Below are 25,530 nucleotides of genomic sequence, written 5' to 3' on the forward strand. Positions count from 1 at the left end.
CCCCTACTGCTGGTCCCCAGGCAACCCCGAGCCGACAAACCGCCGGAACAGCACCCGCTTGAGCGAAGCCGGCATGAGCCGGTAGACGCCCTTGATGACGACGTTGCGCAGGTACTGCCCCTGGGTCACGAACCCCATCCGCAGCATCTCGCGCTGAAGGGCCCACTCGGTCTTTGCCTCCTGCCAGCCCCCGCGGCGGGCGAAAGCACCGGCACCCACTCGGTACTTCACGAGCGGCTCCGCGATGTTCTCGACCCGGGCGCCGGCATCGATGAGCCTGATCCCGAGCCAGTAGTCCTCCATCTTGCCGAACGGCTGGTACCGCCCGACCTTGTCGAGGGCCGCGACGCGGTACATCATCGTCGGGTGGTTGAAGGGGTTGTGGGTTCGCGCGTGCTCCCGAATCCGCTCCGCGCCGACGGGCGGAATGCGCTGCGCGCTCGGCGAATCAGGATCGGACTCGAACTCGACCATGCCCGTCCCGACCAGGTCATACCCGCGGCTCAGCAGGGCCCACTGCTTCGAGAACCGCTCAGGCGCGGAGACGTCGTCAGCGTCCATCCTGGCCACAACCGGGTACGAAACAGCTTCAAGCCCGGCGTTCAACGCAACGGTCAGCCCCCCGTTCGCAGCGAGGCGCACGACACGGACCGGCACCGGGCTCTCTGCCTCGATGCGGGCGAGTTCCTCGGCGAGCGGCGCAGGAACCGGGCCGTCTTGCACGATGACGACCTCGCTCGGGCGGAGGGTCTGATCGTTGACGCTGCTTGAGAACGCGAGGCGCAGAAACGAGGGATCGTCGCCCGCGTAGACGGGCAACAGCAGCGAGAACTCCGGCACGGTTTCCATAGGGTTCCAAGCCTACTCGCGATGAACTCTTCCAAGAGCGCCGACCCGTCCTCTCACCGGGGCCGTCGCCCCTGGCAGGCTCCACGCCACATCTCGGTAAGCCACAGCCCGGGCCAGTAGACTTCCCGTGTGAGCGCAAACGCGATTCTGAACGATCCCGACTTCCGCAAGCCGGGGGCCGACCGGGGGCTACTCGGGGTGCTCCGGCACCGCCACCTCCTCTCGCTACTGCTCAAGAAGGGCATCTCGACGAGGTACCACGGCTCCGCCCTCGGCTGGGTCTGGTCGTACATCCGGCCGGCCGCGCAGTTCCTCATGTACTACCTCGTGCTTGGCGTGCTGCTCGGTGGCCGGAAAGACATCACGCTCTTCCCGATCTACCTGTTCTCAGGCATCGTCGCGGTCAACCTGTTCAGCGAGGTGCTCCGCAATACGACGAGTGCCATCACCGATAACAAGTCGCTCGTGAAGAAGATCTACCTGCCGCGCGCGCTCTTCCCGCTCGCCGCGGTGGGGGTCGGTCTCGTCCACTTCCTCCCGCAGGCGATTCTGCTGCTCGTCGTCACGCTGATCTTCGGCTGGACGTTCGGCTGGCTCGCCGTTGGAGCGTTCCTCGCGGGCATCCTGCTCATCCTGACCTTCGGCCTTGGCCTCGGGTTCTTCTTCGGCGCGATCAACGTCGCGTATCGCGACGCGAAGAACTTCGTCGACCTGATCCTGATGTTCGCGACCTGGGCATCGCCGGTGCTGTACTCCTGGGAGCTCGTCTACAAGCACGCCCCGGCCTGGCTCTACAACCTCTACATGGTGAATCCGGTCACGGCGGCCGTCGAGCTCTTCCACACCGCATTCTGGGTGCCCATCGCCCCCACGGATGCCCGCCCCACAGACATTCTGCTCCACACCGCTATCGCCGCGGTCATCGCGCTCGGCACGCTCATCATCGGGCAGTTCACCTTTAGGAAGTTGGAGGGGTCCTTTGCCCAGAACCTCTGAGCCAGACAACCGGCCGGTCATCGCCTTCGAGAACGTGAGCAAGAGCTTCAAGATCAAGCACGCGCACTCGTTCAAGCAGGCCTTCATCTCCGCGATCCAGCGCAAAGAACTCTCGACGCATTTCAACGCGGTCGACGGTTTGAGCTTCGAGGTGCCCGAGGGCCAGTCCGTCGCGCTCATGGGCCGAAACGGCTCGGGCAAGTCGACGACGCTGAAGCTGCTGTCTGGCGTCATGGACCCCGACAGCGGCTGGGTTCGCGTTCGCGGCCGCGTCGCCGGCCTGCTCGAGGTTGGCGCCGGCTTCCACCCCGACCTGACGGGGCGCGAGAACGTCTACCTCAACGCCGCGATCCTCGGGATGAGCCGCGAGGAGACTGACGAGCGATTCGACGACATCCTCGCGTTCTCCGAGATCGGTGACTTCATTGACACCGAGGTGAAGCGGTACTCGTCGGGCATGTACGCGCGCCTCGGCTTCTCGGTCGCTGTGCACACCGAGCTCGACACGCTCCTCGTCGACGAGGTGCTCTCCGTCGGCGACGCCGAGTTCCGAAAGAAGTGCGAGCGGCGCATGCTCGAGCTGCAAGAGCAGGGCAAGACGATGTTCATCGTCAGCCACAGCGCGAACCAGGTTCGCAAGCTCTGCTCTCGCGGCATCGTGCTCGAGCGCGGGCGCACGGTGTTCGACGGCCCGATCAACGAGGCCCTCGTGCGGCTGCAGTCGAACCCAGACCTCGTCGAGACGGTCTTCCCGGTGACCGGGTCGATTTACGACTTCTACTCGGCCGACCCCGAGAAGTTCGGTGCCCCCATCGGCCCCCAGCGCGAGACCGGCGACCGCGTCCGCGGGGTCTTCCAAGAGTTCGAGCGCGGCCTCATCACGAGCCACATCCCACGCGGCCGCGTCGACCCGGTCACGTATGGCCTGAGCGGGGGCAACTTCCTCGCGGCCTACGTGCGCAGCGGCGGCCCGACGGGCCCGTGGGGCTTCATGCAGAGCGGCCCCGTTGGCAACCTCGACGAGTTCGAGCCCCGCGTCATGGAGTTCACGAACGGGCGCGCGGTCTTTACCCTCGACGAGGGCCTCCACTTCCAGGCCGACGACGAGGGCTAGGGGCACAGCCCCGGCAGAGGTCAGCGACCGCGCGCCCAGCGCCGCCCTACTGCACCGACCAGCCGCCGTCAGAGGTGAGGATGGCGCCGTTGATGTTCACGCCGTCGTCGCTCAAGAGGAACGTGATCGACGCCGCGAGCTGCTCCGCCGTCGCGACCGACGGGATCGCGTCTTGGAAGGGCTTCAGCCGCCCGCTGCCGAACGCTGAGACGTTCGCAGGGAACGGGATCCCTGTGGCCACGCCGCCCGGCGCGACGGCGTTCACGCGCAGCCCCTCTGTCGCGTACATAAATGCCGCGCTCTTCGTGAGCCCGATGACGCCGTGCTTCGAAGCGGTGTAGGCGTTGCCCGACGCGTTGCCACGGATGCCCGCCTCAGACGAGATGTTCACGATCGATCCCGCCCCGGCCGCGCGCATCATCGGCACGACCGCGCGGGTGAGCTTGAAGACGCCGGTGAGGTTGATACCGATGACGCGATCCCAGATCTCGTCGCTCGTCTCGTGAATCGGCGAGGAATCGTCGTTCACGCCGGCGATGTTCGCGAGCCCGTCGATGCGCTCCCCCGCCGCCGCGACAATCCTGTCGATGTCGCTCTGCTTGGTCACGTCGCCCGCGACCGGCACGACGCTCCCCTCCGGCGCAACCGAGGCAAGCTCCGAGGCGAGTTCCGCGAGCTTCTCGGCGGAGATATCGACGGCGACGACTCGGCCGCCCTCGCGCACGATGCGCGACGCGGTTGCGCGGCCGATGCCGCTCGCGGCGCCCGTGACGATGACTGTCTTGCCGTCGAAGCGGCCGCCAGTGACCCTCTCGCGCCACGCGCCACCCTCGGCGTCTTCCGGGATCTCGCCGCCGTTCACGGAGCGCACGAGGTCGTCGACGACCGACTGGGGCATCTGGCCCTGGCTGAGCGCGACGAGCTGCTGCAGCGGCAGCGCGCGCACGGGCGTGAGTGAGTCGGCGCCGCCGCCTGACTGGGCGAGCATGGCGCGGATCGCGGCGCCACCCTCGGGGTGATCGAGCCAGTCGCCGATGCTGCTATGTGCGGTGAGTGTAGACATGGGGCCTCCCTCGCTGGGTGTCCCTGCCCTGCGCAAGGACGAGCACCCTCAGACTACTCCAACACGTGTCGGAGACCTAGGGGTTTCGTTCCCGGCGAACCCCGAGCGCAATCCCGGGCGTAATTCCTGCGACAATCGAAGACATGGATCCCCGCGCAGCACACACCCAGGAGCTCCTCCGCGCAGCGATCGTTAGCCTCGCCGCCGCCCGCCCCATCACCGACATCACGGTGAAAGACATCATCGAGCGCGCGGGCGTGAACCGTTCAAGCTTCTACCAGCACTACGAGAGCCGCGAGGAGCTACTTGCTTCCGCGCTCGAGCAGCTCGAGACTGACATGGCGCGCGCCGACGAGCCCGTCGTCATCACCGACCTGACTCGCCCGCCGTCGGAGCTCGTGCGCTTCATGCACCACTTCGCCGAGCACGCAGACCTCTACCGTGGCGTCTTCGGGCCCAGCGGGTCTGCGCTCGTCGTTGCGCGCGTGCGCGCCCGGATCCTCGCGCTCGTGCGCGCCGGGATCCTCCTCTCGCCCGAGAATCGCCGCCTCACCGACCTCCCGGTCGATATCGAGGCCGCGGGCACCTCCGGCGCGCTCCTCGGCGTGATCGAGGCGTGGTTAGCGCAGGATCCCCTCCCGTCACCGGAGGTCGCCGCTGAGTGGATGTGGGGCTTCTTGACACGCGAACAGCGGCGCTAGCCGCCGCACCCTACGCGCGGCGCTCGACCTTTTCGAGGCGCTCGATCTCGATCATCACGTCAACGGGCACGCCCGTGTCGCGCAGCACATCGCGCGTCGACCGCGGGTTCGTGCGGGTGCCCTCGCGCCAGCCGCGCTTCAGGCAGTCTCGCAGCTGGGCGCGGTCGCTCGAGGCCTTGAACGTGCGAAGCCAGCGCCTGACGCTCGCGCCGAAGTACAGGAACTTCTCCCAGCCGTAGAGCGCATCAGATCTGCGGAAGACCCAAAGCTTGTTGCGCACCTCGAAGAAGAAGCGGGGGCCGGGGTCTTGGTCGCTCGAGCCGCGTTTCGCGGTCTTGTGCGTGACGACGGAGGCCGGCGTGTAGATGCCGCGGGCACCGCGGAGCAGCCGCGCCGAGTACTCGAAGTCGTCGTTCCACAGGAAGTAGTCGGCGAGCGGAAGCCCGAGTTCGCGTACGCGCGCGGCCCGCAGAAACGCTGACACGAACGAGATGGAGCGGATCTCCATGCCGCCCGCCGCCGCCGCGCGGTCGCGCTCAGCCCGGTCAGCCTTGATCTTCGCCTTCGGCGTGTTCATGGGGTGGTCTTCGCCGTCGGTCCAGACGACGCGCGACCCCATCACCGCGAGGTCGTCGGGGCCGGAAGCGCGGTAGCGCTCGTGGGTTTCGAGCGCGCCAGCGAGCGCGTCGGGGCCCGGAACGGTGTCGTCGTCCATGACCCAGACCCAGTCGGTCTCTTCGTCAACGACGGCCGCGGCGATCCCGACGGCGAAGCCTCCTGCGCCCCCGGTGTTCTTGTCGAGCTTGATGAGTCTCGCGCATTCGCCCCACGCGGCGAGCCGCTCTTCGGCGACCTCAGCGGAGCCGTCTGTCGACGCGTTGTCAACGACGACGAGTCGGTCGACCGGGCGCGACTGCGCGGCGAGCGCGTCGAGCGCCTCACCCAGCAATTCGCGTCGGTTGAAGGCGACCAGTACTGCCGTGACCCGCATGACCACCCTTTCGTTGCACGTGAAACCCGACCTAGTCTAGGGGATCGCTCACTGAGCGTCGCCCTCGGGCTGCGGGCTGGCGGCAGCCACGCCCTGCGCGACGAGGTCGCGAATCACCGAGTAGTTGGGGTCTTCAGGGTCGACTGTGGGCGGCACGAGTTCGACGTTCACGATCTCGTGCCCGCGCGCCTTCCCCGCGAGGTCTACGAAGCGGCCGAGCATCGAGTCTGGGATGTCGGTCTTCACGAGCTGCGTTCCGGCCGCGGCGATCTCTTGGAAGCGCAGCAACACGTTCGTCGGGTTCATCTGGGCAAGGATGGCCGCCTGCAGGTCGCGCTGGCGCTGCATCCGGTCGTAGTCGCCGTTCGCCGAGCCGTAGCGCGAGCGAGCGAACCACTGGGCGTAGTAGCCGTTGAGGTGCTGCTCGCCCGGGTCGATCCACTCATCGACGTTCACGAGCTCACCCGTGTACTCGTCGATCCCGCCGCCGATCGGCAGCGGCTCTGGCACGTTGACGGTGACCCCGCCGAGCGCGTCGATGATGTTCGAGAACGCGTCCATGTTCAGCAGCACGTAGAACTGGGGGTCGAGGCCTGTCGCACCCTGCACCGCGTCCTTCGTCGCCTCAATGCCGGGCTCGGAGCCCTTCGATGCTGCGTCAGGGTAGAGCCCCTCGTACATGTCGGGGAAATCCTCGACCTCGGTGTACACGGCGTTGAGGTAGCAGGTCGTGTAGCAGCCGCCCCAGTCGCCGAACGAGTTCGGCGCGACGCCGAAGCCGTTCGGGTGGATCGAGCTCATCGGCGATTCTTCCGGGAAGGGCATGTTGATGAGCTCGCGCGGCAGGCCGATGATCACCGACTGCCCCGTCTTCGCGTCGACGCTCACGAGCGAGATCGAGTCGGGCCGCATCCCCTCACGGTCTGAGCCGGCGTCGGTTCCGAGCAGCAGGATGTTGTAGCGCCCGTCGATCGGGGCGACCGCCGGTGCGCCGATGAAGATGCTGCCGATTGCACCGCGACCCGAGTTGATGAGCGTCGCGGCCCAGGCCGCGCCCGCGACCGGGAGCACCGTGAGCAGCACGGAGAGGATCGCGACCGGCACGCGCCACTTCGGCTTGACCTTCACGAGCTTCGTGAGCCTGAGCGTGTCGATGCCGAGCACGAGCCACATGATTCCAACGCCGACGACGAGCCACTGGAGCACGAACAGGAACAGCCCGTTCGTGAGCACGGACAGCGTCGCCGCGCGCGCGAACGTGAGCCCCAGGAGGGCGATGACCGCGAGCACGATCGCGCCGATCGTCACCCCGATCCCGAACCTGCCGAGTTTCCGGTTGCCGGCGAGCAGCTGCGCGCTGCCCGGCAGCAGAAAGCCAAGCACCACGAGCCACCTCGCACGCTTCGTCATGAGCGGCGGCGACGACAGGTCAGGGGTGCGTATCGGCCGTTCTAGGTCGTAATCGAGGCTTCCGCTCATGCACCGTACCCGTCGGGATTCGCAGACTGCCAGGCCCACGAGTCCTTGCAGGCGTCAGCGAGCGAGCGGCTCGTCTGCCACTCGAGTTCGCGGTTCGCCTTCGCCGGGTTCGCAACCGTCTCAGCAACGTCGCCGTCGCGCGCGGGGACGACAACGTACGGGATCTCGCGGCCGGCGGCCTCTCCGAACGCCCGCACAACGTCGAGCACGCTCGAACCGTTGCCGGAGCCGAGGTTGTAGGTCGTCACGCCGGGGCTCATCCGCTCGAGCGCCGCCGCGTGCCCCTCGGCGAGGTCCATCACGTGGATGTAGTCGCGCACCCCGGTGCCGTCGGGCGTGGGGTAACTGTCGCCGAAGACGCTGAGCTGCTCGCGCTTGCCGACCGCGACCTGCGCGATGAACGGCATGAGATTGTTCGGGATCCCTGAGGGGTCCTCGCCGATCCGCCCCGAGGGGTGCGCGCCGACTGGGTTGAAGTAACGGAGCAGCACGCCCTCAAGCTCTGGCCACGACACCTGCGTGTCGCGGATGATCTGCTCGATCATGGCCTTCGACCAGCCGTAGGGGTTCGTGAGTCCGACGCCCGCCGGGTGCTCCTCATCCTGCGGCACGTACTGCGGGTCGCCGTACACCGTCGCGCTCGAGCTGAAGACGAGGCGGGTGATGCCGCGCTCGCGCATGAGGTCGAGCAGGTTGAGCGTCGAGTCGATGTTCACGCGGTAGTAGCGAGTCGGCTGCGCGACCGACTCCCCGACGGCCTTGAGGCCTGCGAAGTGCACGACCGCGTCGACCTCGAGCCCGTCGAACGCTGCCTCGGCCGCTGCTCGATCAGCCAGGTCGGCTTCGATCACCGGGATCGAGCGGCCCGTGAGTTCTTCGACGCGGCGCACCGCCTCGCGGCTGCTGTTCGAAAAGTCATCGAGCACGACGACGTCGTGGCCGCGCTCAAGGAGCACGAGGGCAGTGTGGGAGCCGATGTAGCCGGCGCCGCCGGTGAGCAGAACACGCATAGCAAAGAGGCTACTTCACCTCTCTTTGGAGAACCATCAGGCACTCCGAGAACTCACAGGGCGCGCCGTGCAGAATGCACATTCACAGCCCCCTAGAATGGCTATGGGTCCAGAGTTATTGGCACAAACGGTTCGGAGGCGGCATGGCAACACTCAGCCTCATCGCCGAGCCCTTTCCCGATTGGGAAGCCCGCGTGCACTTCGCCGCGGCTGAAGATCTCGCGAACGCGCTAGCCGAGACCGCGCCGCGCAGCTGCAGCGCCCGGTTCCTGTCTGCCCGCGGCTCAACGCCCCCGGTGTTCGCCTCCCCGCGCATTAGCGCGGAGCACCTTCCGATGGGCGCGAACGCTCTGCCGATCCTCTGGCAGTCAAGCACGACCGCGCGCCCGCTCGACGGCGAGATGACGCACTCCATCACCCCGATGATCCCGCTCCGCTCGCGCGCAGAGGACGACGGCACGCAGACGACGGTCTCGGTTCCGAACGGCCTCGCGTGGGAGCACCCCGATCTGTTGACGACCGCACAGGGTCGGCTCACCCGCTCGTTTGTGAAGCGCGCCGCTCGCCACGCCGACATCCTCATCACGACGTCGCACGCGACCGCGTCGCTGCTGCAGGAGCACTACGGGCACGATCTTCCGGTTCAGGTTGTTCCGCCGGTCGCGCCGTCAGCGTTCCTCGCGGGCCCTGATGCGCAGGCGCGCCGCGAGCGGCTCGGTCTGCCCGAGCGCTACGTTGCCACGACCGCGAACCTTGACGACTTCGGTCGGCTGCAGTGGGTGCTCGACGCCTACGAGTCCGACCCGTCGCTGCCCCACCTCGTCGTGATCTCCGGGCTCGACCCCGTGCAGCACGTGAAGGGCAACCCGCAGGCGGCGGACATCGTCGGCAACCTCTCGGCAGCGGTTCGCGACCGAGTGACGGTTGTTCCGGCTGAGGACCTCGCCGACGTCGGAGCGATCCTGTCTGGCGCGGCGCTCCTCGCGCAGCCGCAGTCGTTCGCGACGACAGGGTACACGGTTGTCGCCGCTCTGATGGCGGGGGTTCCCGTGCTGCACGCTGACCAGGCGGCGTACGCCGAGCACGTACTCGACGCAGGGCTCTCTGAGGCCGAGTCGGCCGGGTTCATCACGACGCTCTCGCGCCTCTTCATCCCGAGCTCGGGTGACGGTTCGAGCGAGCTCGAGCGCCTCACCGTTCACGCGGCCGACCGTGGCCGCTCGTACTCGTGGAACCAGGTCGCCTGGCAGCTCTGGGAGACGCACGCCCTCATCTAGGCCGCGTGCCCCCGGCCACGCCGTCGCCCTGGCTACTCCCCCGCGACCCTGGCTTTCAGCGCCGCGTTCTTCTCCGCCACCATGTCGGTCAGGCCCTGGGCGTACTCGTCGAGCTTGGCGCGGAGGGCGTCGTCACTCGTCGCGAGGATGCGAGCAGCGAGAATGCCCGCGTTCTTCGCCCCGCCGATCGAGACGGTCGCAACCGGGATGCCGCCGGGCATCTGCACGATCGACAGCAGCGAGTCCATCCCGTCGAGGCGGGCGAGCGGTACGGGCACGCCAATGACCGGGAGCGAGGTCATCGAGGCAACCATGCCCGGAAGGTGTGCGGCTCCCCCGGCGCCCGCGATGATGACGCGGATGCCGCGGTCTGCTGCTTCTCGGGCGTAACTCACCATTTTGTCTGGCGTGCGGTGCGCGCTCACGACCTCGACCTCGTGCGAGATGCCGAACTCGCGGAGCATGAGCACCGCGTCTTCCATCACGTTGAAGTCGGAATCGGATCCCATGATGACGCCGACGAGGGGTGAAGATTCGCTCATGCTTCCATCGTACCGGGCGGCGAACCACGCCTAGGCGACCGGAGCCCCGCCCAGCGAGCCCCTCCTAGGCGAAGCCGTCGGCAGCGGCCCGCGCCTCGGCGCGTGCGACCTCAAGCGAGTCGCCGACGACGGTGACGTGGCCGACCTTCCGGCCCGGTCGCGGCAGCTTGCCGTAGCTATGGATCTTCGCTGCCGGGTGCGCCGCAAGCACGGTCGGGTAGCGCACGGGCATCGGGCCCTCCGCGGGCCCCCCGAGCACGTTCACCATCACGGCAAACGGGGCGGCCATCGAGGGGTCGCCGAGCGGCAGGTCGGTCACGGCCCGCAGGTGCTGCTCGAACTGGCTCGTGATCGACCCCTCGATCGAGAAGTGGCCCGAGTTGTGCGGGCGCATCGCGAGCTCGTTCACGAGCACGCGGCCGTCGCGCGTCTCGAACATCTCGACGGCGAGCACGCCCGTCGCGTCGACGCCCTCGGCGACGATAGCGCCGATCCGCGCGGCCTCGGCGGCCGTCGCGGGGTCAGAGACCGGGGCGGGGGCGAGCACGACGTCGCACACGCCGTCACGCTGAATCGTCTCGACGAGCGGCCATGCGCGGGTCTCCCCCGAGGGGCGGCGCGCGATGAGCTGGGCGAGCTCGCGCGTGAAGTCGACGAGCTCTTCGACGAGCAGGAAGCCGCCGCGGGCGTCCTCGGCGAGCGCGGCGAACCAGTCACGCACCTCGTCGGCCTGCGACACGACGCGCACGCCCTTGCCGTCGTAGCCACCGCGCGCGGTCTTCACGACCGCGCGGCCGCCGTTCTCATCGATGAAGGCTTGCAGCGCGGCCTCATCGGCGACGGCGGCCCAGGCCGGGATCGGCACGCCAAGCTCGGCGAGCTTCTCGCGCATCAGGATCTTGTCTTGCGCGTACTGCAGCGCGTGCGGCCGCGGGTGAACCGCTTTGCCACGGCGCTCGAGCTCGTTCAGGATGTCGTGGGGCACGTGCTCGTGGTCGAAGGTCACCACGTCGACGGTCTCCGCGAACGCGTACACGGTCTCGGGGTCGCGGTAGTCGCCGACCATGTCGGCGGCACGCTCGGCGCTCATCCCCTCGGTCTCCGCGAGAACCGAAATCTCAAGCCCGAGGTGGATCGCCGGCGGCACCATCATTCGGGCGAGCTGGCCGCCCCCGATCACGCCGACGCGCACAGAGGTTTTCGCAGCAGGTTCCTGGTTCTCGCTCACCCCTCTATTCTGCCGCATCATCGCTGGGCGCGGAGCCACCCCTATTCGAGGAGCCGGAAGGCATCACTCGGTTGGCCCGCCTCCGGGGTGCCGAGCTTCGGGTCGAGCCCCGTCGCGATCCACGCCGAGGTGAGCAGCAGCGCGCGGCAGATGAAGTTGAACCACAGGAGCAGGCCGACAAAGATCGCGAACGGCGCGAGGAGGGGGTTACTCGTCGCCCCGCCGAGCAGCGCCGTGCCGAGCAGCTTGAGCACGAACAGGGCCGCGGCTCCGACCATGCTGCCGGTGACGAGGTTCCACCAGCCGATGCGCACTTCGGCGAGGTAGCGGTGGATCGCGATGAGTACGAACACGTCGAACACGTACATCGCGCCGTAGCGCACGACCGTGCCGAGGCCGCCAAAGAACCAGTTGTCGGCGCTCACGCCGAGCCAGGCGAGCAGCATGTCGGTGAGGTTCGAGCTCACGACGACGAGCGCGGCCGAGATGATGATCGCGAGGAAGAAGCCGACGGCGAGGGCGAAGTCGCGCACCTTGAGCAGCACCGCGTTGCGGTATTCCTTGACCTCGAGGCCGAAGATAATGCGTATCGAGCGCCTGGTACCCGTGAACCAGTTGATCGCGACCCACACGAGCGAGAGGCCCGCGACGAGCGTTGTCCAGTCGAGCGCGCGGGTTTCCAGGAGTGACTGGACCGGCACCGCCGCGTCCTTACTGCTCTCGCCAAGCAGCCCGGGCACGAAGACGTTGATCTGCTCGATGATCGTCGTCAGCAGCTCCGGCTGGTTCCGAAGCACGATGCTGAACACGCTGAACCCGACGACCAGGCCTGCGAACACCGCAAAGAGCGCCTGGTAGCTCATGCCACCGGAGAGCACGCTGCCGCCGACGTCGGTGAAGTGCGAGAAAGTCCGGTACGGCCGCGTGCGCTGGATGCGCTGCCAGAGGTTCATCCCGCGGGCGATGACACCGGGCTGCGGGGTTGCGTTCATGTGTGCGAGTGTAGCGCGGGCGGGGAACGCATTCGTTTCCCCGCCCGCGCGCCCACGGAACTAGCGGGATCCGCCGGCGGCCTGGCGCCTCCCGCGCACGGTGCCCGCGACCGCAACTCCCGCACCGATCACGAGCGCGAGCGCCGCCGCGATGCCGAAGAGGCCGAGGCCGGCTCCGCCGGTCTCGGGAAGCGGCGTCGGGTTCACGGGGGTCTTCGGGTCGACCGGGGGCTTCGGCTTCACGGGCGGCTCCGGCTTCACCGGCTTGTAGCCGTTCACGAAGCGCACCTGCGCGGGCGCGGCCTCGGCGCGCTCGCGCACGAGCACCTCCGCGCTCAAGCCGTCGGCGGTCGGGAAGACCCCTTCGCCGAGGTCGATCGCGCGAACGTTCTCGCCGAAGCTGCCGAGCGTGCCTGCCTCGCTCACCGAGCAGTTCGCGCCAACCGGGATTCCGGATACGGTGACCGAGCCGTCGCGCGGCACCGTGAGCTTCGCCTGCTCGCCAAGGTCGAGGGCCACGCGCTCGGGCCCACCCGCCGCACCGCTCGGAACGGTGCAGGAGAGGTCGATCGTGAAGCTCTCGGGCGCGCGATCAGCGCCGAGTCCCGTCACAACCTTTGAGACCTCGAGCGATCCGGTCTTCACGGTCACTCCCGCGCGCTGCGGGGCGGCTGGGAGGTTCACCCGCACACCGTTCGTTCCCCAGCCGACGACGCCGTGCTGGTTCCACGCGAACTGCGGGTCGGTGAACTGCTCAAGCGTCGGGCGCAGCGCGCCTGCGGAGCCGCCCACCACCCGGTTCACGGTCTCGAACTCGACGAGCACCTTCTCTCCTGGCTGCAGCGGCGTCGCGGTCATGTCGACCCTGAACCGCAGGCCCGTGACGTCGGCGGCGTCACCCGAGAAACTCTCGAGCGGCGACCACACGTTCGCGGGGTTCGCGGTCGCGTCGGCGCACTCGGGGTCGGCGCCCCACAGTGACTTGCCGGGTGTGCTGCCGACGCAGGCCGCAGCGTTCGTGGTGACCTCTGCCGTGTAGCTTGCGCCCTTCGGCAGCCCGGTCACCCTGACGCCTTGGAGGTCAGCGAGTGCGGGCGCGAACGTGCTCCCGCGCGTTCCGCCGCCTGCGAGCATCGCGTCTCCCGGGGCCGGGAGCATATCGACAATCGTCATGCGCGACAGCGGGCTCGTTCCCGAGTTGATGTTCTCGAGCTTCCACGAATCGGTCGCGCCGACCGCGGTGTACGACGCGCAGGGGCTGCGCGTGTAGTCCGACCCAACGGGCAGGTAGTTCCCCGGCGCGCACGCCTCGCCCGTCGACGTGTCGAGGGCGCCCGTCACGAGCTGCTCACCGAGCGTCGGAACGGACTCTCCGCTAACCGTCTTCCGCGCACCGACAACGGTTCCCACGCGCGGCTGCACGTAGTTCGTGTTCGAGCAGGTGTTTGGTGCGTCGCTCGCGGTCGGCGCCTGGCCGTGCTGAGTCGGCTGCTCGCACACCGCGAGCGGAACGCCCGTCTCGACGGTCACCCGGTTCACGGCGCGGTCGCCAACGGCGAGCGGCTCCATGATGAGGCCGAGGGAAATCTCGACCTTTTCGCCAGGCTGCATGCGCGCGTTCTTCCCCCAGTCGAAGACGAGGTTGCGCCCGTCATCAGAGAGGGTCACGGTGGGTGCAGCGCTCAGGCCGCTCGCACCGTTCGCGCCCGGAGTGCTCGTCACGGTCGGCTGGGTGCCATCCCACGTGAGCGATTCGGGCAGCGCATCGGTCACCTGCGTGATGGGCAGGAGGCTCGAGCCGATGTTCGTGAACACGAGCTTCCACGGGGCGCTCGCGAGAGCCTCGACCTGGTGGGTCGACGTGTCGTTCGGCGCGCGCTTCTCGACGCGCAGGCCGTTCTCACCGGGCGAGAACTTGACATCGTCGATGTCGTTCGCGTCGGCTTCGCCGTACGTGTTGTTCGTCGCGGTCACGGTTGCGCGGTTCTTCACAGTGTCTGACTTCCAGTTCACCTCGGCCCCGGGCCGCAGCTTCACTGAGAACGACAGCTTGGTGCTGCCCCACGAGGCGTTCCACGACTGCGAGCCGGCCGGGAAGACAGTGCCGTCGGCACGGTCGAACACGACGGCGGCGCCACGCACCTCACTCACGTCACCCGAGAAGTCGGCGTAGTTGAGCCACTTGTCGCCTACCCGCACCTGCAGCCGCACGCGGTCAGCGCCGGTCGGCAGGGCAGGGGTGTCGAACGAGACGAGCTGGAAGCGCTCCCAGAACGCGGGCGTCGCATCCTGGATGTTCAGCGTGTTGATGGGCGCCGTCGACCCGCGCGGGTCGGCCGTGAGCTCCACCCGCACGGTGGCGCCGGGGTCGCTCTCGTACACGGTGTCGTTCGTCTGGTCGGGGTGTACGACCGAGACCGACTTCTTCAGGCCGACGGCAACCGCCGCCTGCACGAGCGCAACGTTCGCGTCGTCGCGCTTAGTCGGCTGCGCTTCGGGGGCCACGACCGCGTCCCAGCCGCGCACGACGGCCTCGTTCGGCACGTCAACGACGCTGCCGAGCTCGCCACCGCGCACCGCCTTGCCCGAGAGCCGCTCGGTCTCCCTGAGCTGCACATCGAGGCGCATCACCAGGTCGTCTCCGACCTCGATGCGGTTGCCGTTTTTGGCGGGGTCGGTGCCCGAATAGGTCGCCGCGATCCCGATCGCGTTCGGGAGCTCGGCGAGGAACGCGGCGTCGGCGTCAAGCACCTGCTGCAGCGTCCACACTGATGTCTTTCCTGCTGGCGTGCCGTCGTAGCTCCACAGTTCGACCGTGCTCTCGGCGGTATTAATCGCAGCGGGAAGCTTTCCGAAGCTCACTCCGGTGAGCGTGAACTCGTTGAAGTGGTTACCCGCCTGTGATGCGACCTCCGCGTCAAAGTCGCGGCCCGCAAACGGGCTCGCGTCGATGTCGAGGTCGTCGGCGCTCACGGGGTTCGCCGTGTCGGTGACGCGAATCTTCCCGAGCCGCATACCGCCGTGCGATTCGGCGGGAGCCGTCGACGAGTTCCGCGCGGTGAGCGTGAACCGCGCGCGCGGGTAGTCAGCCTGGGCGACCTCGCCGGGGTTCGGCGCCACCATCTTGACGTTCTTCGACGCGTCGCCCTCGGGCAGCAGCTGCACACGCTTCGTGAGTGTCACGTTCGTCGCTCCGTCAAGGATCTGGATCGTGTCATTCGCGCGCTCCGACACCGGCTGACCGGTCTCGGGGACGGCCGTGACGCTGAAGACGTTGTCGACGCACCCGTCGCCACCGCCCTCGCAGTTGAACGCGGTGCCTGCCTCCTTCACCCACTTCACGGAGCCGTCGGCGGTGCGTGCGCGGTCGCGCAGCTGCCAATCAAGCACGTATTCGCGGATCTCACCAGAGATGCTTACGCCGGTTCCGGGCGCGGGCGCCGTGAGATCAGGATCCTCGGCCGCGTGCGCGGCCTCGCGCGCCTCGCGGTTCTCTCCGAGCGCGAGGCGGACGCCGAGCGTCGTCGCCCGCTCGTCGGCGGTGAGCGTGTAGCCGACGAAGCCCTTCGCGTTCATCCAGCCGCCGTCGGGAGCGGTGACGGGAACCCACTCGCTCCCGTTCCAGAGCTCGACCGCGGTGACCGTGTCCCAGCGCAGCATGGGGTCGTGTGCGGCGCCGCCGTCGTTCCCGGCGAAGTGAATCGGCCGGATGCGGGTCAGGTCAAACGCTTCGAAGACCGTGCCGGCGCCCGACGCTGTCGGAGCCGCTGGGTCCTGCAGCAGCACGGTCGGGTAGCTGCCCTCGGTGAGCGCCCACGACTGGGTCGTGAACGTCTTCGCGCCTGACTGCGAGGTGAGCGAGCCGTGGCCCCACGCCTTGTTCGCCCACAGGGCGCCGTCGACGCCTGGCCCCGTTCCGGGGCGCGGTCGCACGCTGACGTTCACCTTGCTCGAATCTGTTCCGGTCACGACGCGGTCGTCGAGCTTCCCCTCCGCGGTGACGGTCGCGACGTTCTCGTACTTCACCGCGTGCTCGAAGTCGGTCGCAGTCGGCGTCTTCTCATCGCTGCGCAGTGTCTGCCGCGCCGTGAAAGAGACGTTCGGCTTCACGAGGGTCGTCTGCGAGAAGCCCTCGGCGTTCGTGTACACGAACCGGATCCCGGTCGCCCCAGCCGGGATGTCGATCGGGGTCGCCTCGTCGGGGTTCTTCGCGAGGGTCTTCCATGCGCCGTCAGCGTCTTGGTAGCGGATTGTGAGGTCTGCCTGCGTGATCGGGTCCCCGCTGTTCGCGGGGCGCGTGATCGGAGGGAGCACCTGCTTCGCGTCGAACGCATCCCAGAACGTGCCGTCGCCCGTGAGCGAGTCTTCGACAACGATCTCCGTCGGCTTGGTGCGCCCGCCCTCAGTCTTCACCTCGGTGTCGAGCTGCACGACAACGTCCTGGCCAACCGCGACGACGCCCGGGCCGACGCGCTTCGTGATCTTCGTGTCGATGCGCGGCGCGACGTAGCCAACGGTCGCGCTCGAGGTCGCCGTCTGCGGTTCGAGCGACTCGCGCTCCCCCGTAACCTCGATGACGTTCTTCAGGTTCGCCGTCTGCTTGCCTGGTGCCACGAAGGTCTCGGCCGAGCTCGAGCCGAGCTGGTACCGCACTTCGCTTGAGGCGCCCGGCGCGATCGCGCCCGTGAATGTGAGTTCGAAGCCCGCTACGGTCTTCCCCGAGGCCGGGGCTGGTAGCTGCTCGCCGGCGCCCAAAGTTACCTGCTGGGTCGTGCCGTCGGCGTAGGTCCAGGTGAGTGTCGCACCGGTTGCGCCCGCGGGCCACACGGCGGCCGAATCGGCGGCGGTGAAGCCATCAAAGCGCAGGTCCTCGCCGAAGAACACATCGTCGGAGCCGGCTGCGGGCTCGGCGATCGTGAGCGAGTCGAGCACCGTGCTCGCGGGCAGGTCGCGGTTGATCGCGCGAAGCACGACACCAACGCTGTCGCCCGCCGTCACGCCGGTCAGCTGCCCGGTCTCCGCCCCGTCGGGTAGAGAGTGGAAGCGCTTCTGCGCGTCGACACCGATGACCTGGGGAGAGACGGTGAAGGGCGCCTCGGCGTCCTTCGACACAGGATCCTGTCCCGGGGCGACCACGGTCGCGCGCACGTCGTTCGTGACCTTGTAGCCACCCGAAAGCTCCGCTCCGCTTGCGCGATGCGTCGCGCGCTGCGTCACAGCGAATGACTGACCGGCGACGGTGCCGGGCGGGATATCACCCGCGTAGGCGAGGCGCACGCCCGCGATGTCGCTGTTCGGGATCGACGCGTCCCACGCCACCCAGTTCCACGCTCCGTCAGCAAACCGGTAGACCTCAGCGGTCGCCGAGGTGACGCCGGCCGGGAGGTTTGTCGTCGGGTCAGTCGGGGCGGTGAAGCCGTTAAAGTCAACGCTGTTGAAGGGGTTCCCTGCGGGGAGTTCGGTTGCGCCCTCCGGCGCCAGCTCGGCGCTCGCGGGGTCCTGCAGCCGGAGCTCGCTCGCGTTCACGTTCGATGCCTGGGTGCCGCTGATGCGCAGCGTCGACTGCGCGCCCGGCTGGTATCCCTGCGCCTCGGGCGCCCAGGTCTTCGCGGGCGCCACGTCGATCTTGATGGGGTTGTCGATCGCGATGACCGCGCTGTCCATTGCCCCAAGCTCCTGATCCCCCGCGCGCGCCGTAAAGGTCGCGGTGTTCTTCAGGTCGCGCCTGAGCATCGGGTCGTCAGCGGCGAGGCCCTCGGGCACCGTGAGCGTGTACTCGAGCACACCGGTGTCGCGCGTGGACATGCCGAGACCCGCGGGGTTCGAAGCGCCCGCCTGCACGGGGCGCTCAACGCCGACGGTGATCGTGCGATCCGCCGCGGTCTCACCAACGGTCCCCCCGACTGGCCCCTCCGGCGACTGGCCCTCGGTGATGCCGGGGAGTGACAGCGTGACGCCCGTCGCGCTGCCGCCAACGACCGCGGTGAGCCCGCTGATCTGCCAGCCAGCGAACTCGGCGGGTAGTTCGTCCGTGACACGCACCGGAGCGTCGGCGTCGGCGTCGTTCACACGGAACTCGACCCAGTAGGTCACGGAGTCTCCCGGCCGCAGGTCGCGCACGGCATCGGCGTACTCGCCGTCGCCCTGCTTGATCTTCTTCGCGAGCATGATGGAAGCACCCTCGCTTGCCATCGCCGGAACGACTCCGCTACTCGCGACAGCCGCCGTGCCAAGCAGCACGGCGGCCAGCCCGCCAGCGACCAGTTTCCCCAGCGTGCGCCGCGCCTGTTTCCCGGCACGGCGCACACCAATCTTCCCCAAAATCATGCGATTCTCCCCTTTGCGATCGCGTGCCCCCGCACGCGATATGACCCGGCTCCTGGCACTCGGATGCTCCTTGGGGGGATTCCTGACAGGAGCCGGGCATCTAGTAACACGGGCAAAGCGCCAAATCGTGACGCTCGGTTTGAGAAATCTTTTTTGGGTAACGAGATTCGCAGATTCACAGGAAGTTCATGAATACTGTTTGGCGGGGGATTAACGGGCGCGCCCGATTCTGGGGAATCGTGTGCGCCAGCACTCATGTGCCGACGCGCGCACTGGGTGCGTCTAAGGGGGAATTCTTGCGCAGAAAAGCATTCCGGCAGCACGACACGATGTCGGACGAGGATCTACTCGGTGTGAGCAGAGCAGGCGACACCGAGGCGTTCGCCGCGCTCTGGGAACGGCATCGGAAGGCCGGGCTCACCGCGGCGCGCAACATCGCGCCCTCGCTCGACCCAGAAGACGTCGTCTCAGACGCCTACCTGCGAGTCTTTGAGCTCGTGCTTGACGGGCGCGGCCCGCAGGGGGCATTCCGCCCGTACCTGTACCAGGTCGTTCGGTCAGCGGCAGCCGACAGGTTCCGCGCGGGCGAGCTGAGCGGCGTCGAGCTCCCCGACATCCCAGACCTGCACGAGACGGCTCCGTGGGAAGACAACGCGTTCGATCTGAACGCCGTCACCGAGGCCTTTGCGACGCTGACCCCGAGGTGGCAGGCGGTGCTTTGGTACACGGAGGTCGAGGGGCTCCCACCGCGCGAGGCGGCGAAGCACCTCGGGCTCTCGGCAAACAGCACCTCCGCGCTCGCCGTGCGGGCGAAGGACGCGCTGAAGTCGGCGTGGGTCGAGGCGCACGTGAACCGCGAGCTCGCCGACGGGGCTCACCGGTTCACGCTTGAGCACCTGCAGCGCTACCAGCGTGGCAAGCTCACCGCGCGGCTCACCCGGGAGGTCGAGGCGCACCTCGACGACTGCGAATCGTGCGCCCTTGCGGCGGCCGAACACACGACGCTCAACCGCCAGCTCGGCCTCGTGCTGGCTTGGGTGAGCTTGGGCGGTGTTGGCGCGGGCGCGCTCGTCTCGCAGCTCGGGCTCGCGGGCGGGGCAGGTGCGCTCGGCGCGAGCGCCAGCATTGCGAGCACCGGTGGAGCCGGGGCTGGCGCCGGGGTCGGCGGCGGCATCGCCAGCGTAGGCGCCCCAGCGCTGGTCATCGGTGGCACGAGCGTGCTCGCCGTAGCGGCCGCGGGCGCAACAGCCCTCGCCCTCACCCTTGGAGGGCCTGCGGCGCCCCCGGTCTCCGATCAGCCCATTCCCTCTGAGCAGTCAGTGGCCGCAGGAGAGAATGAGGGGTCGCCGCCGGCGCCACCCGCGCAGCGCGGGCAGGCCAACCAGAACGATGACGACAGCGTCGAAGATGGTGCGGGCCTGGACGACAGTGTTGCGCCGACACCCCAGCCTCCCGCGCCGCTGCCCGAAGAGCCAGCGACGACCGAGGCGGTGCCGCCTGTCACACCACCGGTGACTCCGCCTGTGACACCACCGGTGAAACCGCCAGTCACTCCCCCGGTCAAGCCCCCGCTGGGCAAGGAAGACCCGTCAATCACCGTGACGCCCCTCGAAGCGTGCTTCAGCTCGAAGATGCGCGGGTGGGCAAACCGTGAGGGGTTTGTGCAGCTACGGGCTACGGCGGCGGGCGGTGAGCCCGTGCTCCTCGTAGCCGAGGTGCCGCTGGACGGTACGCCGTCCGAGGAGCCAGCCCTTGCGCCGGCAGCCGGCGCCCCGAAAGAGGGGTATTACGCCCGCACTGAGTCTGCTCACCTCGGAAACTGGTGGAAGGGGCCGGACCCAACTCAGCTTCCGGCTTGGGAGAAGGACCTCCACGGTCTCACCCTGGAAGATGTCTTCTTGGAAATTCGGCTCGTCGTGCCCTCAGGCGACTTCTCACCGTGGCGGGAGGTCCCGGCGGGCGCGGCGTGCGCCTAGCGCTCTAGCGGCTGCCGTGCTTTAGCAGCTGCCGTCACAGGAAAAGCCCCGCTGAGCAGTGCTCAGCGGGGCTTCTTCGTTGCAGCGTCTGGCTAGGCGGTGACGCCGGTGCGGATCGCGGCCTTGACCTCGGCAATAGCCTTGGTGACCTGGATGCCGCGGGGGCATGCCTCCGAGCAGTTGAAGGTGGTGCGGCAGCGCCACACGCCTTCCTTGTCGTTCAGGATGTCGAGGCGAACCTGCGCGTTGTCGTCACGCGAGTCGAAGATGAAGCGGTGCGCGTTCACGATCGCCGCGGGGCCGAAGTACTGGCCGTCGGTCCAGAAGACGGGGCACGACGTGGTGCACGCGGCGCAGAGGATGCACTTCGTGGTGTCGTCGAAGCGCTCGCGCGAAGCGATGTCCTGGATGCGCTCCTTGCCGGGCTCGGCCGGAGTGTTCGCGACGAGGAACGGCTGCACCTCGCGGAACGATGCGAAGAACGGCTCCATGTCGACGATGAGGTCCTTCTCGAGGGGCAGGCCCTTGATCGCCTCAACGTAGATCGGCTTCGTGACGTCGAGGTCCTTCACGAGCGTCTTGCAGGCCAGGCGGTTGCGGCCGTTGATACGCATCGCGTCAGAACCACAGATGCCGTGCGCGCACGAGCGGCGGAACGACAGCGTGCCGTCCATGTCCCACTTGATCTTGTGCAGCGCATCGAGGATGCGGTCGGTCGGGTACATCTCGACGTCAAAGTCTTCCCAGTACGCGTCGCGGCCCGACTCGGGGTCGAAGCGGCGAATCAGCAGGGTGACATTGAACGGCTTGATCTCTTCAACGGCGTTCGAGCCGGGTGCCTCAGTGGTGACAGCACTCATAGTTAGTACTTCCTCTCCAGTGGCGGGTAGCGCAACTCGCCCTGCTCGTCCTTCAGCACGGTGACCGGCTTCCAATCCAGGCGGATGTGGTCCTCAGGGTTCGCCGAGTGCGGGTCGCCCGTGAGGTAGGCCATCGTGTGCTTCATGTAGTTCTCGTCATCGCGATCCGGGTAGTCGTCACGCATGTGGCCACCACGGCTCTCCTTGCGGTTGCGCGCCGTGTAGGTGAGCACCTCCGCAAGGTCGAGGAGGAAGCCGAGCTCAATCGCCTCAAGCAGGTCGGTGTTGTACCGCATTCCGCGATCCTGCACGCCGACGTTCTTGTAGCGCAGGCGCAGGTCGTGGATCACGCCGAGCACCTCGGTGAGCGACTCTTCGGTGCGGAACACCTGGGCGCCACGGTCCATGGCCTCCTGCAGCTCCCGGCGGATGTCCGATACGCGCTCGGTGCCGGTGCCGGTGCGGAAGCCCTCAACGAGCTCGCGAATCTCCTTCGCGGGGTCAGCGGGGAGGTCGACAAACGACGCGGTCTGCGCGTAGTCGGCCGCCGCGTTACCCGAGCGCTTGCCGAACACGTTGATGTCGAGCAGCGAGTTCGTGCCGAGACGGTTCGAGCCGTGCACCGAGACGCACGCGCACTCGCCAGCGGCGTAGAGCCCGGGAACGACGGTGTCGTTGTCCATGAGCACCTCTGCGTCAACGTTGGTCGGGATGCCGCCCATCGCGTAGTGCGCCGTCGGGAAGACCGGAACCGGCTCGACGACGGGGTCGACGCCGAGGTAGGTGCGCGCGAACTCGGTGATGTCCGGGAGCTTCGTCTCGAGCACCTCGGCACCCAGGTGGGTGCAATCGAGGTAGACGTAGTCCTTGTTCGGGCCGGCGCCGCGGCCGTCAAGCACTTCCTGCACCATCGATCGGGCGACGATGTCGCGGGGCGCGAGATCCTTAATCGTGGGCGCGTAGCGCTCCATGAAGCGCTCGCCGCTCGCGTTACGCAGAATCGCGCCCTCACCGCGGGCACCCTCGGTGAGGAGGATGCCGAGGCCGGCAAGTCCCGTCGGGTGGAACTGGTAGAACTCCATGTCCTCGAGCGGCAGGCCCTTGCGCCAGATGATGCCGACGCCGTCACCCGTGAGCGTGTGCGCGTTCGAGGTGGTCTTGAAGATCTTGCCGAAGCCACCGGTCGCGAACACGACCGACTTCGCCTGGAAGACGTGGAGCTGGCCGGTCGAGAGCTCGTAGGCGACGACGCCCGCGGGCTTGCGATCCTTGCCCTCGCCCGTCATCACGAGGTCGAGCACGTAGAACTCGTTGTGGAAGTTGATGCCGAGCTTCACGCAGTTCTGGAACAGCGTCTGAAGGATCATGTGCCCCGTGCGGTCAGCGGCGTAGCAGGCACGGCGAACCGCTGCCTTACCGTGGTCGCGGGTGTGGCCACCGAAGCGGCGCTGGTCGATCTTACCGTCAGCCGTACGGTTGAACGGAAGGCCCATGTTCTCGAGGTCGATGACCGCGTCGATGGCTTCCTTCGCGAGAATCTCAGCCGCGTCCTGGTCAACGAGGTAGTCGCCGCCCTTGACAGTGTCAAAGGTGTGCCACTCCCAGTTGTCTTCCTCAACGTTGGCGAGTGCTGCCGCCATGCCACCCTGGGCAGCACCGGTGTGCGAACGGGTCGGGTATAGCTTCGAGATAACCGCGGTCTTGGCCTTGGGGCCAGCCTCGATTGCCGCGCGCATGCCCGCACCGCCAGCACCGACGATTACAACGTCGAACTGGTGATAGGTCACGCCATCCTTCACGGTGACGTCTTCGCCCTCATGAGTGTTCGTGGTCACTGGATTCCTTACTTTCCGAATGCTTTACGTCTCGTGGTGCTCGGCAGTTACTTGACCGTGCAGAAGGAGGCTACGAGCGCGGGGTCGGCTCCGGCCGGGCACGGATCAAACGTAAAGATCACGAGCGTTCCGAGGAGGATGAGGAGTGCGGCGGAGAGCCACACGAGAGTGCGCAGAACCTTGTTCAGGCCGGGGCGCACGACGTAGTCGTTCACAATCGTCCGCATGCCGTTGGCGCCGTGAATGAGGGCCAGCCACAGGAGCAGCAGGTCCCAGACCTTCCAGAACGGGTTCGCAAGCTTGCCGCCGACAAAGCCGAAGTCGATCGCGCTGATGCCGTCGCCGAGCATCAGGTTCGAGAAGAGGTGTCCGAACACGAGCACGACGAGCAGAACGCCCGACACGCGCATGTAGATCCAGCCCCACTTCTCCCAGTTGGTGTTCTTCTTCGCCGGGCTCTTCGCGCGGGGCGCGTCAATTGTCATAGCCATGATTATTCTCCGCCCTCGCTTAGTGGCTGAACACGTTCATCAGGTGACGCGGCAGGAAGCCCGCCATCGTCACAGCCCACATGGCGATAACGACCCAGAACATCACCTTGTGATACTTGGCGCCCTTGCTCCAGTAGTCGACGAGGATAATGCGCAGGCCGTTGAACGCGTGGAACACGATCGCCGCAACGAGCACGGACTCACCGAGACCCATGATCGGCGTCTTGTAGGCGCTCATGACGGCGTTGTATGCCTCGGGGCTGACACGGATCAGCGCCGTATCGAGCACATGCACAAGCAAGAAGAAGAAGATGGCAACACCGGTGATGCGGTGCAGCACCCAGGACCACATGCCCTCGTTGCCGCGGTAAAGCGTACCGCCGCGTTGGACTTTCTTCTTCGCCGCTGGAGCGGCTTCAGCTGGTAGGGCTGACACGAGCTTCCTCCTTGGTCGTCACGCTGCAAAGTCAACATTCTTGTGAGGAGGCACCCGATATGCGGGCACGCCACATTGCTGAGAATTCTCTGCGACTTCCATTATGGCACTCTCTCGGGGTGTCTCGAACACATAGTCGCGCGTCGGCATTACACATCCGCCCATCTGCGTTCATTAGGGTGGCATCATGACCTCTCCGAATCCCGCACTCGACCGCCTCACCTGCGTTATCCCCGCGGGCGGCGTCGGGTCGCGCCTCTGGCCGCTCTCCCGCGCGAACGCGCCGAAGTTTCTCCTCGACCTCACGGGCGCGGGCGATTCGCTGCTGTCCGCGACGTGGACGCGGCTCACCCCGCTCGCTCCGCCCGAGCGGATGATGGTCGTCACCGGAAATGCGCACCGGGAGTCCGTGCTCGCGCAGCTTCCCGACATCCTCCCGGAGAATCTCGTGACCGAGAGCGAGCCCAAGGACTCGTCGGCTGCGATCGGCCTCGCCGCCGCGATCCTTGAGCTGCGCGACCCCGACGCGATCCTTGGGTCGTTCGCCGCCGACCACGTGATCCGCGGTGACGTGCTGTTCCGTCGCGCGGTCGCAACGGCGGTGCGCGCGGCCGACCAGGGATACATCGCGACGATCGGGATCCACCCGACCCATGCCGCCACCGGCTTCGGATACATTTCGTGTGGCGAGGCCCGCACCGACCTCGCGCCGTTCGACCTCTACGACGTCACCGAGTTCGTCGAGAAGCCCGACGCGGCGACCGCCGAGGGCTACCTCAAGGCGGGCGGCTACCTCTGGAACGCCGGCATGTTCATCGCCAAGGCCTCGGTGCTGCTTGAGCAGATGGCGCTGTCTGAGCCCGAGCTCGTCGACGCGCTGCGCGAGATCGCGGCTTCCTGGGGTAAGAAGCGGGGCGCTGAGGTGCGTGAGCGGCTGTGGCCAACGCTGCCGAAGATTGCGATCGACTACTCCGTCGCAGAGCCCGCTGCCGCGGCCGGCAAGATGGTGTGCGTCGCGGCACACTTCGAGTGGGACGACGTCGGAGACTTCGCCTCCGTCGCGAACCTGCTCACCCGGGGCCGCCCGTCTGACCTCGCCGTGCTCGGCGACGGCGCCCAGGTGCTGTCGGACGCGTCGAGCGGCATCGTCGTCTCCGAGAGCGACCGCCTCGTCGCGCTCGTCGGTATGGAGGACGTCGTGGTTGTCGACACCGCCGACGTGCTGCTCGTCACGACGAAGGATCGGGCGCAAGACGTGAAAAAGCTCGTTGAGCGCATGAAGGTCTCGGGCGGCGGCCACCTCCTCTAGGCCCACCGCGGCGCCCGCTCCGCCGCCCCCTCTGCCGCCCCCTCTGCCGCCCCC

Annotated in this window: 19 protein-coding genes; 6 read left to right on the plus strand and 13 right to left on the minus strand. The window is 67.6% G+C overall.

The window, feature by feature from the left end; translation table 11 throughout:
* Positions 1–3: 3 nt before the first annotated feature.
* On the minus strand, positions 4–849 hold the full coding sequence (locus FB468_RS09200; protein ID WP_141887082.1) for a glycosyltransferase: 846 nt from the start codon (positions 847–849) through the stop codon (positions 4–6).
* Positions 850–978: 129 nt separating this feature from the next.
* On the opposite strand from FB468_RS09200, the gene FB468_RS17405 reads away from it, so the two are divergent.
* Positions 979–1,845, plus strand: coding sequence for an ABC transporter permease (locus FB468_RS17405; RefSeq protein ID WP_141887083.1), 867 nt, complete (start codon positions 979–981; stop codon positions 1,843–1,845).
* Positions 1,829–2,959 carry an ATP-binding cassette domain-containing protein gene (locus FB468_RS17410; RefSeq protein ID WP_141887084.1) on the plus strand — a complete coding sequence of 377 codons (1,131 nt, stop codon included), beginning with the start codon at positions 1,829–1,831 and terminating at the stop codon, positions 2,957–2,959. Before FB468_RS17405 ends, FB468_RS17410 begins: the two co-directional genes overlap by 17 nt.
* A gap of 46 nt (positions 2,960–3,005) precedes the next feature.
* On the opposite strand, the gene FB468_RS09215 is transcribed toward FB468_RS17410, so the two are convergent.
* Positions 3,006–4,022: an SDR family NAD(P)-dependent oxidoreductase gene (locus FB468_RS09215; RefSeq protein ID WP_141887085.1), complete on the minus strand. Its 1,017-nt coding sequence runs from the start codon at positions 4,020–4,022 to the stop codon at positions 3,006–3,008.
* A 143-nt stretch (positions 4,023–4,165) separates the two neighbouring features.
* Here FB468_RS09215 and FB468_RS09220 point away from each other — a divergent pair, with 143 nt between their 5' ends.
* Positions 4,166–4,723 (plus strand): TetR/AcrR family transcriptional regulator, encoded by a 558-nt coding sequence (locus tag FB468_RS09220; RefSeq protein ID WP_141887086.1) that lies wholly within the window; start codon positions 4,166–4,168, stop codon positions 4,721–4,723.
* 10 nt (positions 4,724–4,733) lie between these two features.
* On the opposite strand, the gene FB468_RS09225 is transcribed toward FB468_RS09220, so the two are convergent.
* From FB468_RS09225 to galE, 3 genes are read right to left on the minus strand one after another with little or no spacing between them, the layout of a single operon-like run.
* Complete coding sequence (locus tag FB468_RS09225; RefSeq protein ID WP_141887087.1) at positions 4,734–5,714, minus strand: glycosyltransferase; 981 nt, start codon at positions 5,712–5,714, stop codon at positions 4,734–4,736.
* 48 nt (positions 5,715–5,762) lie between these two features.
* Positions 5,763–7,193 carry an LCP family protein gene (locus tag FB468_RS09230; RefSeq protein ID WP_141887088.1) on the minus strand — a complete coding sequence of 477 codons (1,431 nt, stop codon included), beginning with the start codon at positions 7,191–7,193 and terminating at the stop codon, positions 5,763–5,765.
* The gene (gene galE, locus FB468_RS09235; protein WP_141887089.1) at positions 7,190–8,203 is read right to left on the minus strand and encodes a UDP-glucose 4-epimerase GalE; all 1,014 of its coding nucleotides are present in this window, start codon (positions 8,201–8,203) and stop codon (positions 7,190–7,192) included. Before galE ends, FB468_RS09230 begins: the two co-directional genes overlap by 4 nt.
* A gap of 143 nt (positions 8,204–8,346) precedes the next feature.
* Between galE and FB468_RS09240 the strand changes: the two genes are divergently transcribed.
* Positions 8,347–9,480: a glycosyltransferase family protein gene (locus tag FB468_RS09240; protein WP_141887090.1), complete on the plus strand. Its 1,134-nt coding sequence runs from the start codon at positions 8,347–8,349 to the stop codon at positions 9,478–9,480.
* A 32-nt stretch (positions 9,481–9,512) separates the two neighbouring features.
* Here the strand turns inward: FB468_RS09240 and purE are convergent, their stop codons facing one another.
* The 4 genes from purE to FB468_RS09260 all read right to left on the minus strand — a co-directional run bounded on the left by purE (position 9,513) and on the right by FB468_RS09260 (position 18,569).
* Positions 9,513–10,022 carry a 5-(carboxyamino)imidazole ribonucleotide mutase gene (gene purE / locus FB468_RS09245; protein WP_141887091.1) on the minus strand — a complete coding sequence of 170 codons (510 nt, stop codon included), beginning with the start codon at positions 10,020–10,022 and terminating at the stop codon, positions 9,513–9,515.
* A gap of 64 nt (positions 10,023–10,086) precedes the next feature.
* Positions 10,087–11,268 carry a 5-(carboxyamino)imidazole ribonucleotide synthase gene (locus FB468_RS09250; protein ID WP_141888218.1) on the minus strand — a complete coding sequence of 394 codons (1,182 nt, stop codon included), beginning with the start codon at positions 11,266–11,268 and terminating at the stop codon, positions 10,087–10,089.
* 23 nt (positions 11,269–11,291) lie between these two features.
* Positions 11,292–12,242 (minus strand): YihY/virulence factor BrkB family protein, encoded by a 951-nt coding sequence (locus FB468_RS09255; protein ID WP_141887092.1) that lies wholly within the window; start codon positions 12,240–12,242, stop codon positions 11,292–11,294.
* Positions 12,243–12,302: 60 nt separating this feature from the next.
* A complete protein-coding gene (locus tag FB468_RS09260; RefSeq protein WP_141887093.1) occupies positions 12,303–18,569 on the minus strand; it encodes a DUF5979 domain-containing protein in 6,267 nt (2,088 codons plus the stop codon).
* 296 nt (positions 18,570–18,865) lie between these two features.
* On the opposite strand from FB468_RS09260, the gene FB468_RS09265 reads away from it, so the two are divergent.
* Positions 18,866–20,545 carry a sigma-70 family RNA polymerase sigma factor gene (locus FB468_RS09265; RefSeq protein ID WP_170219693.1) on the plus strand — a complete coding sequence of 560 codons (1,680 nt, stop codon included), beginning with the start codon at positions 18,866–18,868 and terminating at the stop codon, positions 20,543–20,545.
* 92 nt (positions 20,546–20,637) lie between these two features.
* On the opposite strand, the gene FB468_RS09270 is transcribed toward FB468_RS09265, so the two are convergent.
* Genes FB468_RS09270 through sdhC form a run of 4 tightly spaced genes read right to left on the minus strand, consistent with a single transcriptional unit; the run spans position 20,638 to position 24,167 of the window.
* Entirely contained in the window at positions 20,638–21,405 is a 768-nt protein-coding gene (locus FB468_RS09270) for a succinate dehydrogenase iron-sulfur subunit (RefSeq protein ID WP_141887095.1), read from the minus strand.
* A gap of 2 nt (positions 21,406–21,407) precedes the next feature.
* Positions 21,408–23,240, minus strand: coding sequence for a succinate dehydrogenase flavoprotein subunit (gene sdhA, locus FB468_RS09275; protein ID WP_141887096.1), 1,833 nt, complete (start codon positions 23,238–23,240; stop codon positions 21,408–21,410).
* 47 nt (positions 23,241–23,287) lie between these two features.
* Positions 23,288–23,731, minus strand: coding sequence for a succinate dehydrogenase hydrophobic membrane anchor subunit (locus FB468_RS09280; RefSeq protein ID WP_141887097.1), 444 nt, complete (start codon positions 23,729–23,731; stop codon positions 23,288–23,290).
* 19 nt (positions 23,732–23,750) lie between these two features.
* Positions 23,751–24,167 (minus strand): succinate dehydrogenase, cytochrome b556 subunit, encoded by a 417-nt coding sequence (sdhC, locus tag FB468_RS09285; protein ID WP_141887098.1) that lies wholly within the window; start codon positions 24,165–24,167, stop codon positions 23,751–23,753.
* 187 nt (positions 24,168–24,354) lie between these two features.
* On the opposite strand from sdhC, the gene FB468_RS09290 reads away from it, so the two are divergent.
* On the plus strand, positions 24,355–25,476 hold the full coding sequence (locus tag FB468_RS09290; RefSeq protein ID WP_141887099.1) for a mannose-1-phosphate guanylyltransferase: 1,122 nt from the start codon (positions 24,355–24,357) through the stop codon (positions 25,474–25,476).
* The last annotated feature ends 54 nt before the right edge of the window (positions 25,477–25,530 follow it).

The sequence above is a fragment of the Leucobacter komagatae genome, assembly GCF_006716085.1.
In the GTDB taxonomy this organism is placed as follows: Bacteria; Actinomycetota; Actinomycetes; order Actinomycetales; family Microbacteriaceae; genus Leucobacter; species Leucobacter komagatae.

What these genes read in the sequence shown, in the direction of transcription:
- FB468_RS09250 (WP_141888218.1), bottom strand. Translation starts at nt 11,268, where the DNA reads ATGCGGCAGAATAGAGGGGTGAGCGAGAACCAGGAACCTGCTGCGAAA.
- FB468_RS09280 (WP_141887097.1), bottom strand. Translation starts at nt 23,731, where the DNA reads ATGGCTATGACAATTGACGCGCCCCGCGCGAAGAGCCCGGCGAAGAAG.
- FB468_RS09290 (WP_141887099.1), top strand. Translation starts at nt 24,355, where the DNA reads ATGACCTCTCCGAATCCCGCACTCGACCGCCTCACCTGCGTTATCCCC.
- galE (WP_141887089.1), bottom strand. Translation starts at nt 8,203, where the DNA reads ATGCGTGTTCTGCTCACCGGCGGCGCCGGCTACATCGGCTCCCACACT.
- FB468_RS09220 (WP_141887086.1), top strand. Translation starts at nt 4,166, where the DNA reads ATGGATCCCCGCGCAGCACACACCCAGGAGCTCCTCCGCGCAGCGATC.
- FB468_RS09255 (WP_141887092.1), bottom strand. Translation starts at nt 12,242, where the DNA reads ATGAACGCAACCCCGCAGCCCGGTGTCATCGCCCGCGGGATGAACCTC.
- purE (WP_141887091.1), bottom strand. Translation starts at nt 10,022, where the DNA reads ATGAGCGAATCTTCACCCCTCGTCGGCGTCATCATGGGATCCGATTCC.
- FB468_RS09270 (WP_141887095.1), bottom strand. Translation starts at nt 21,405, where the DNA reads ATGAGTGCTGTCACCACTGAGGCACCCGGCTCGAACGCCGTTGAAGAG.
- FB468_RS09215 (WP_141887085.1), bottom strand. Translation starts at nt 4,022, where the DNA reads ATGTCTACACTCACCGCACATAGCAGCATCGGCGACTGGCTCGATCAC.
- FB468_RS09240 (WP_141887090.1), top strand. Translation starts at nt 8,347, where the DNA reads ATGGCAACACTCAGCCTCATCGCCGAGCCCTTTCCCGATTGGGAAGCC.
- FB468_RS09230 (WP_141887088.1), bottom strand. Translation starts at nt 7,193, where the DNA reads ATGAGCGGAAGCCTCGATTACGACCTAGAACGGCCGATACGCACCCCT.
- FB468_RS09225 (WP_141887087.1), bottom strand. Translation starts at nt 5,714, where the DNA reads ATGCGGGTCACGGCAGTACTGGTCGCCTTCAACCGACGCGAATTGCTG.
- FB468_RS09260 (WP_141887093.1), bottom strand. Translation starts at nt 18,569, where the DNA reads ATGATTTTGGGGAAGATTGGTGTGCGCCGTGCCGGGAAACAGGCGCGG.
- FB468_RS09200 (WP_141887082.1), bottom strand. Translation starts at nt 849, where the DNA reads ATGGAAACCGTGCCGGAGTTCTCGCTGCTGTTGCCCGTCTACGCGGGC.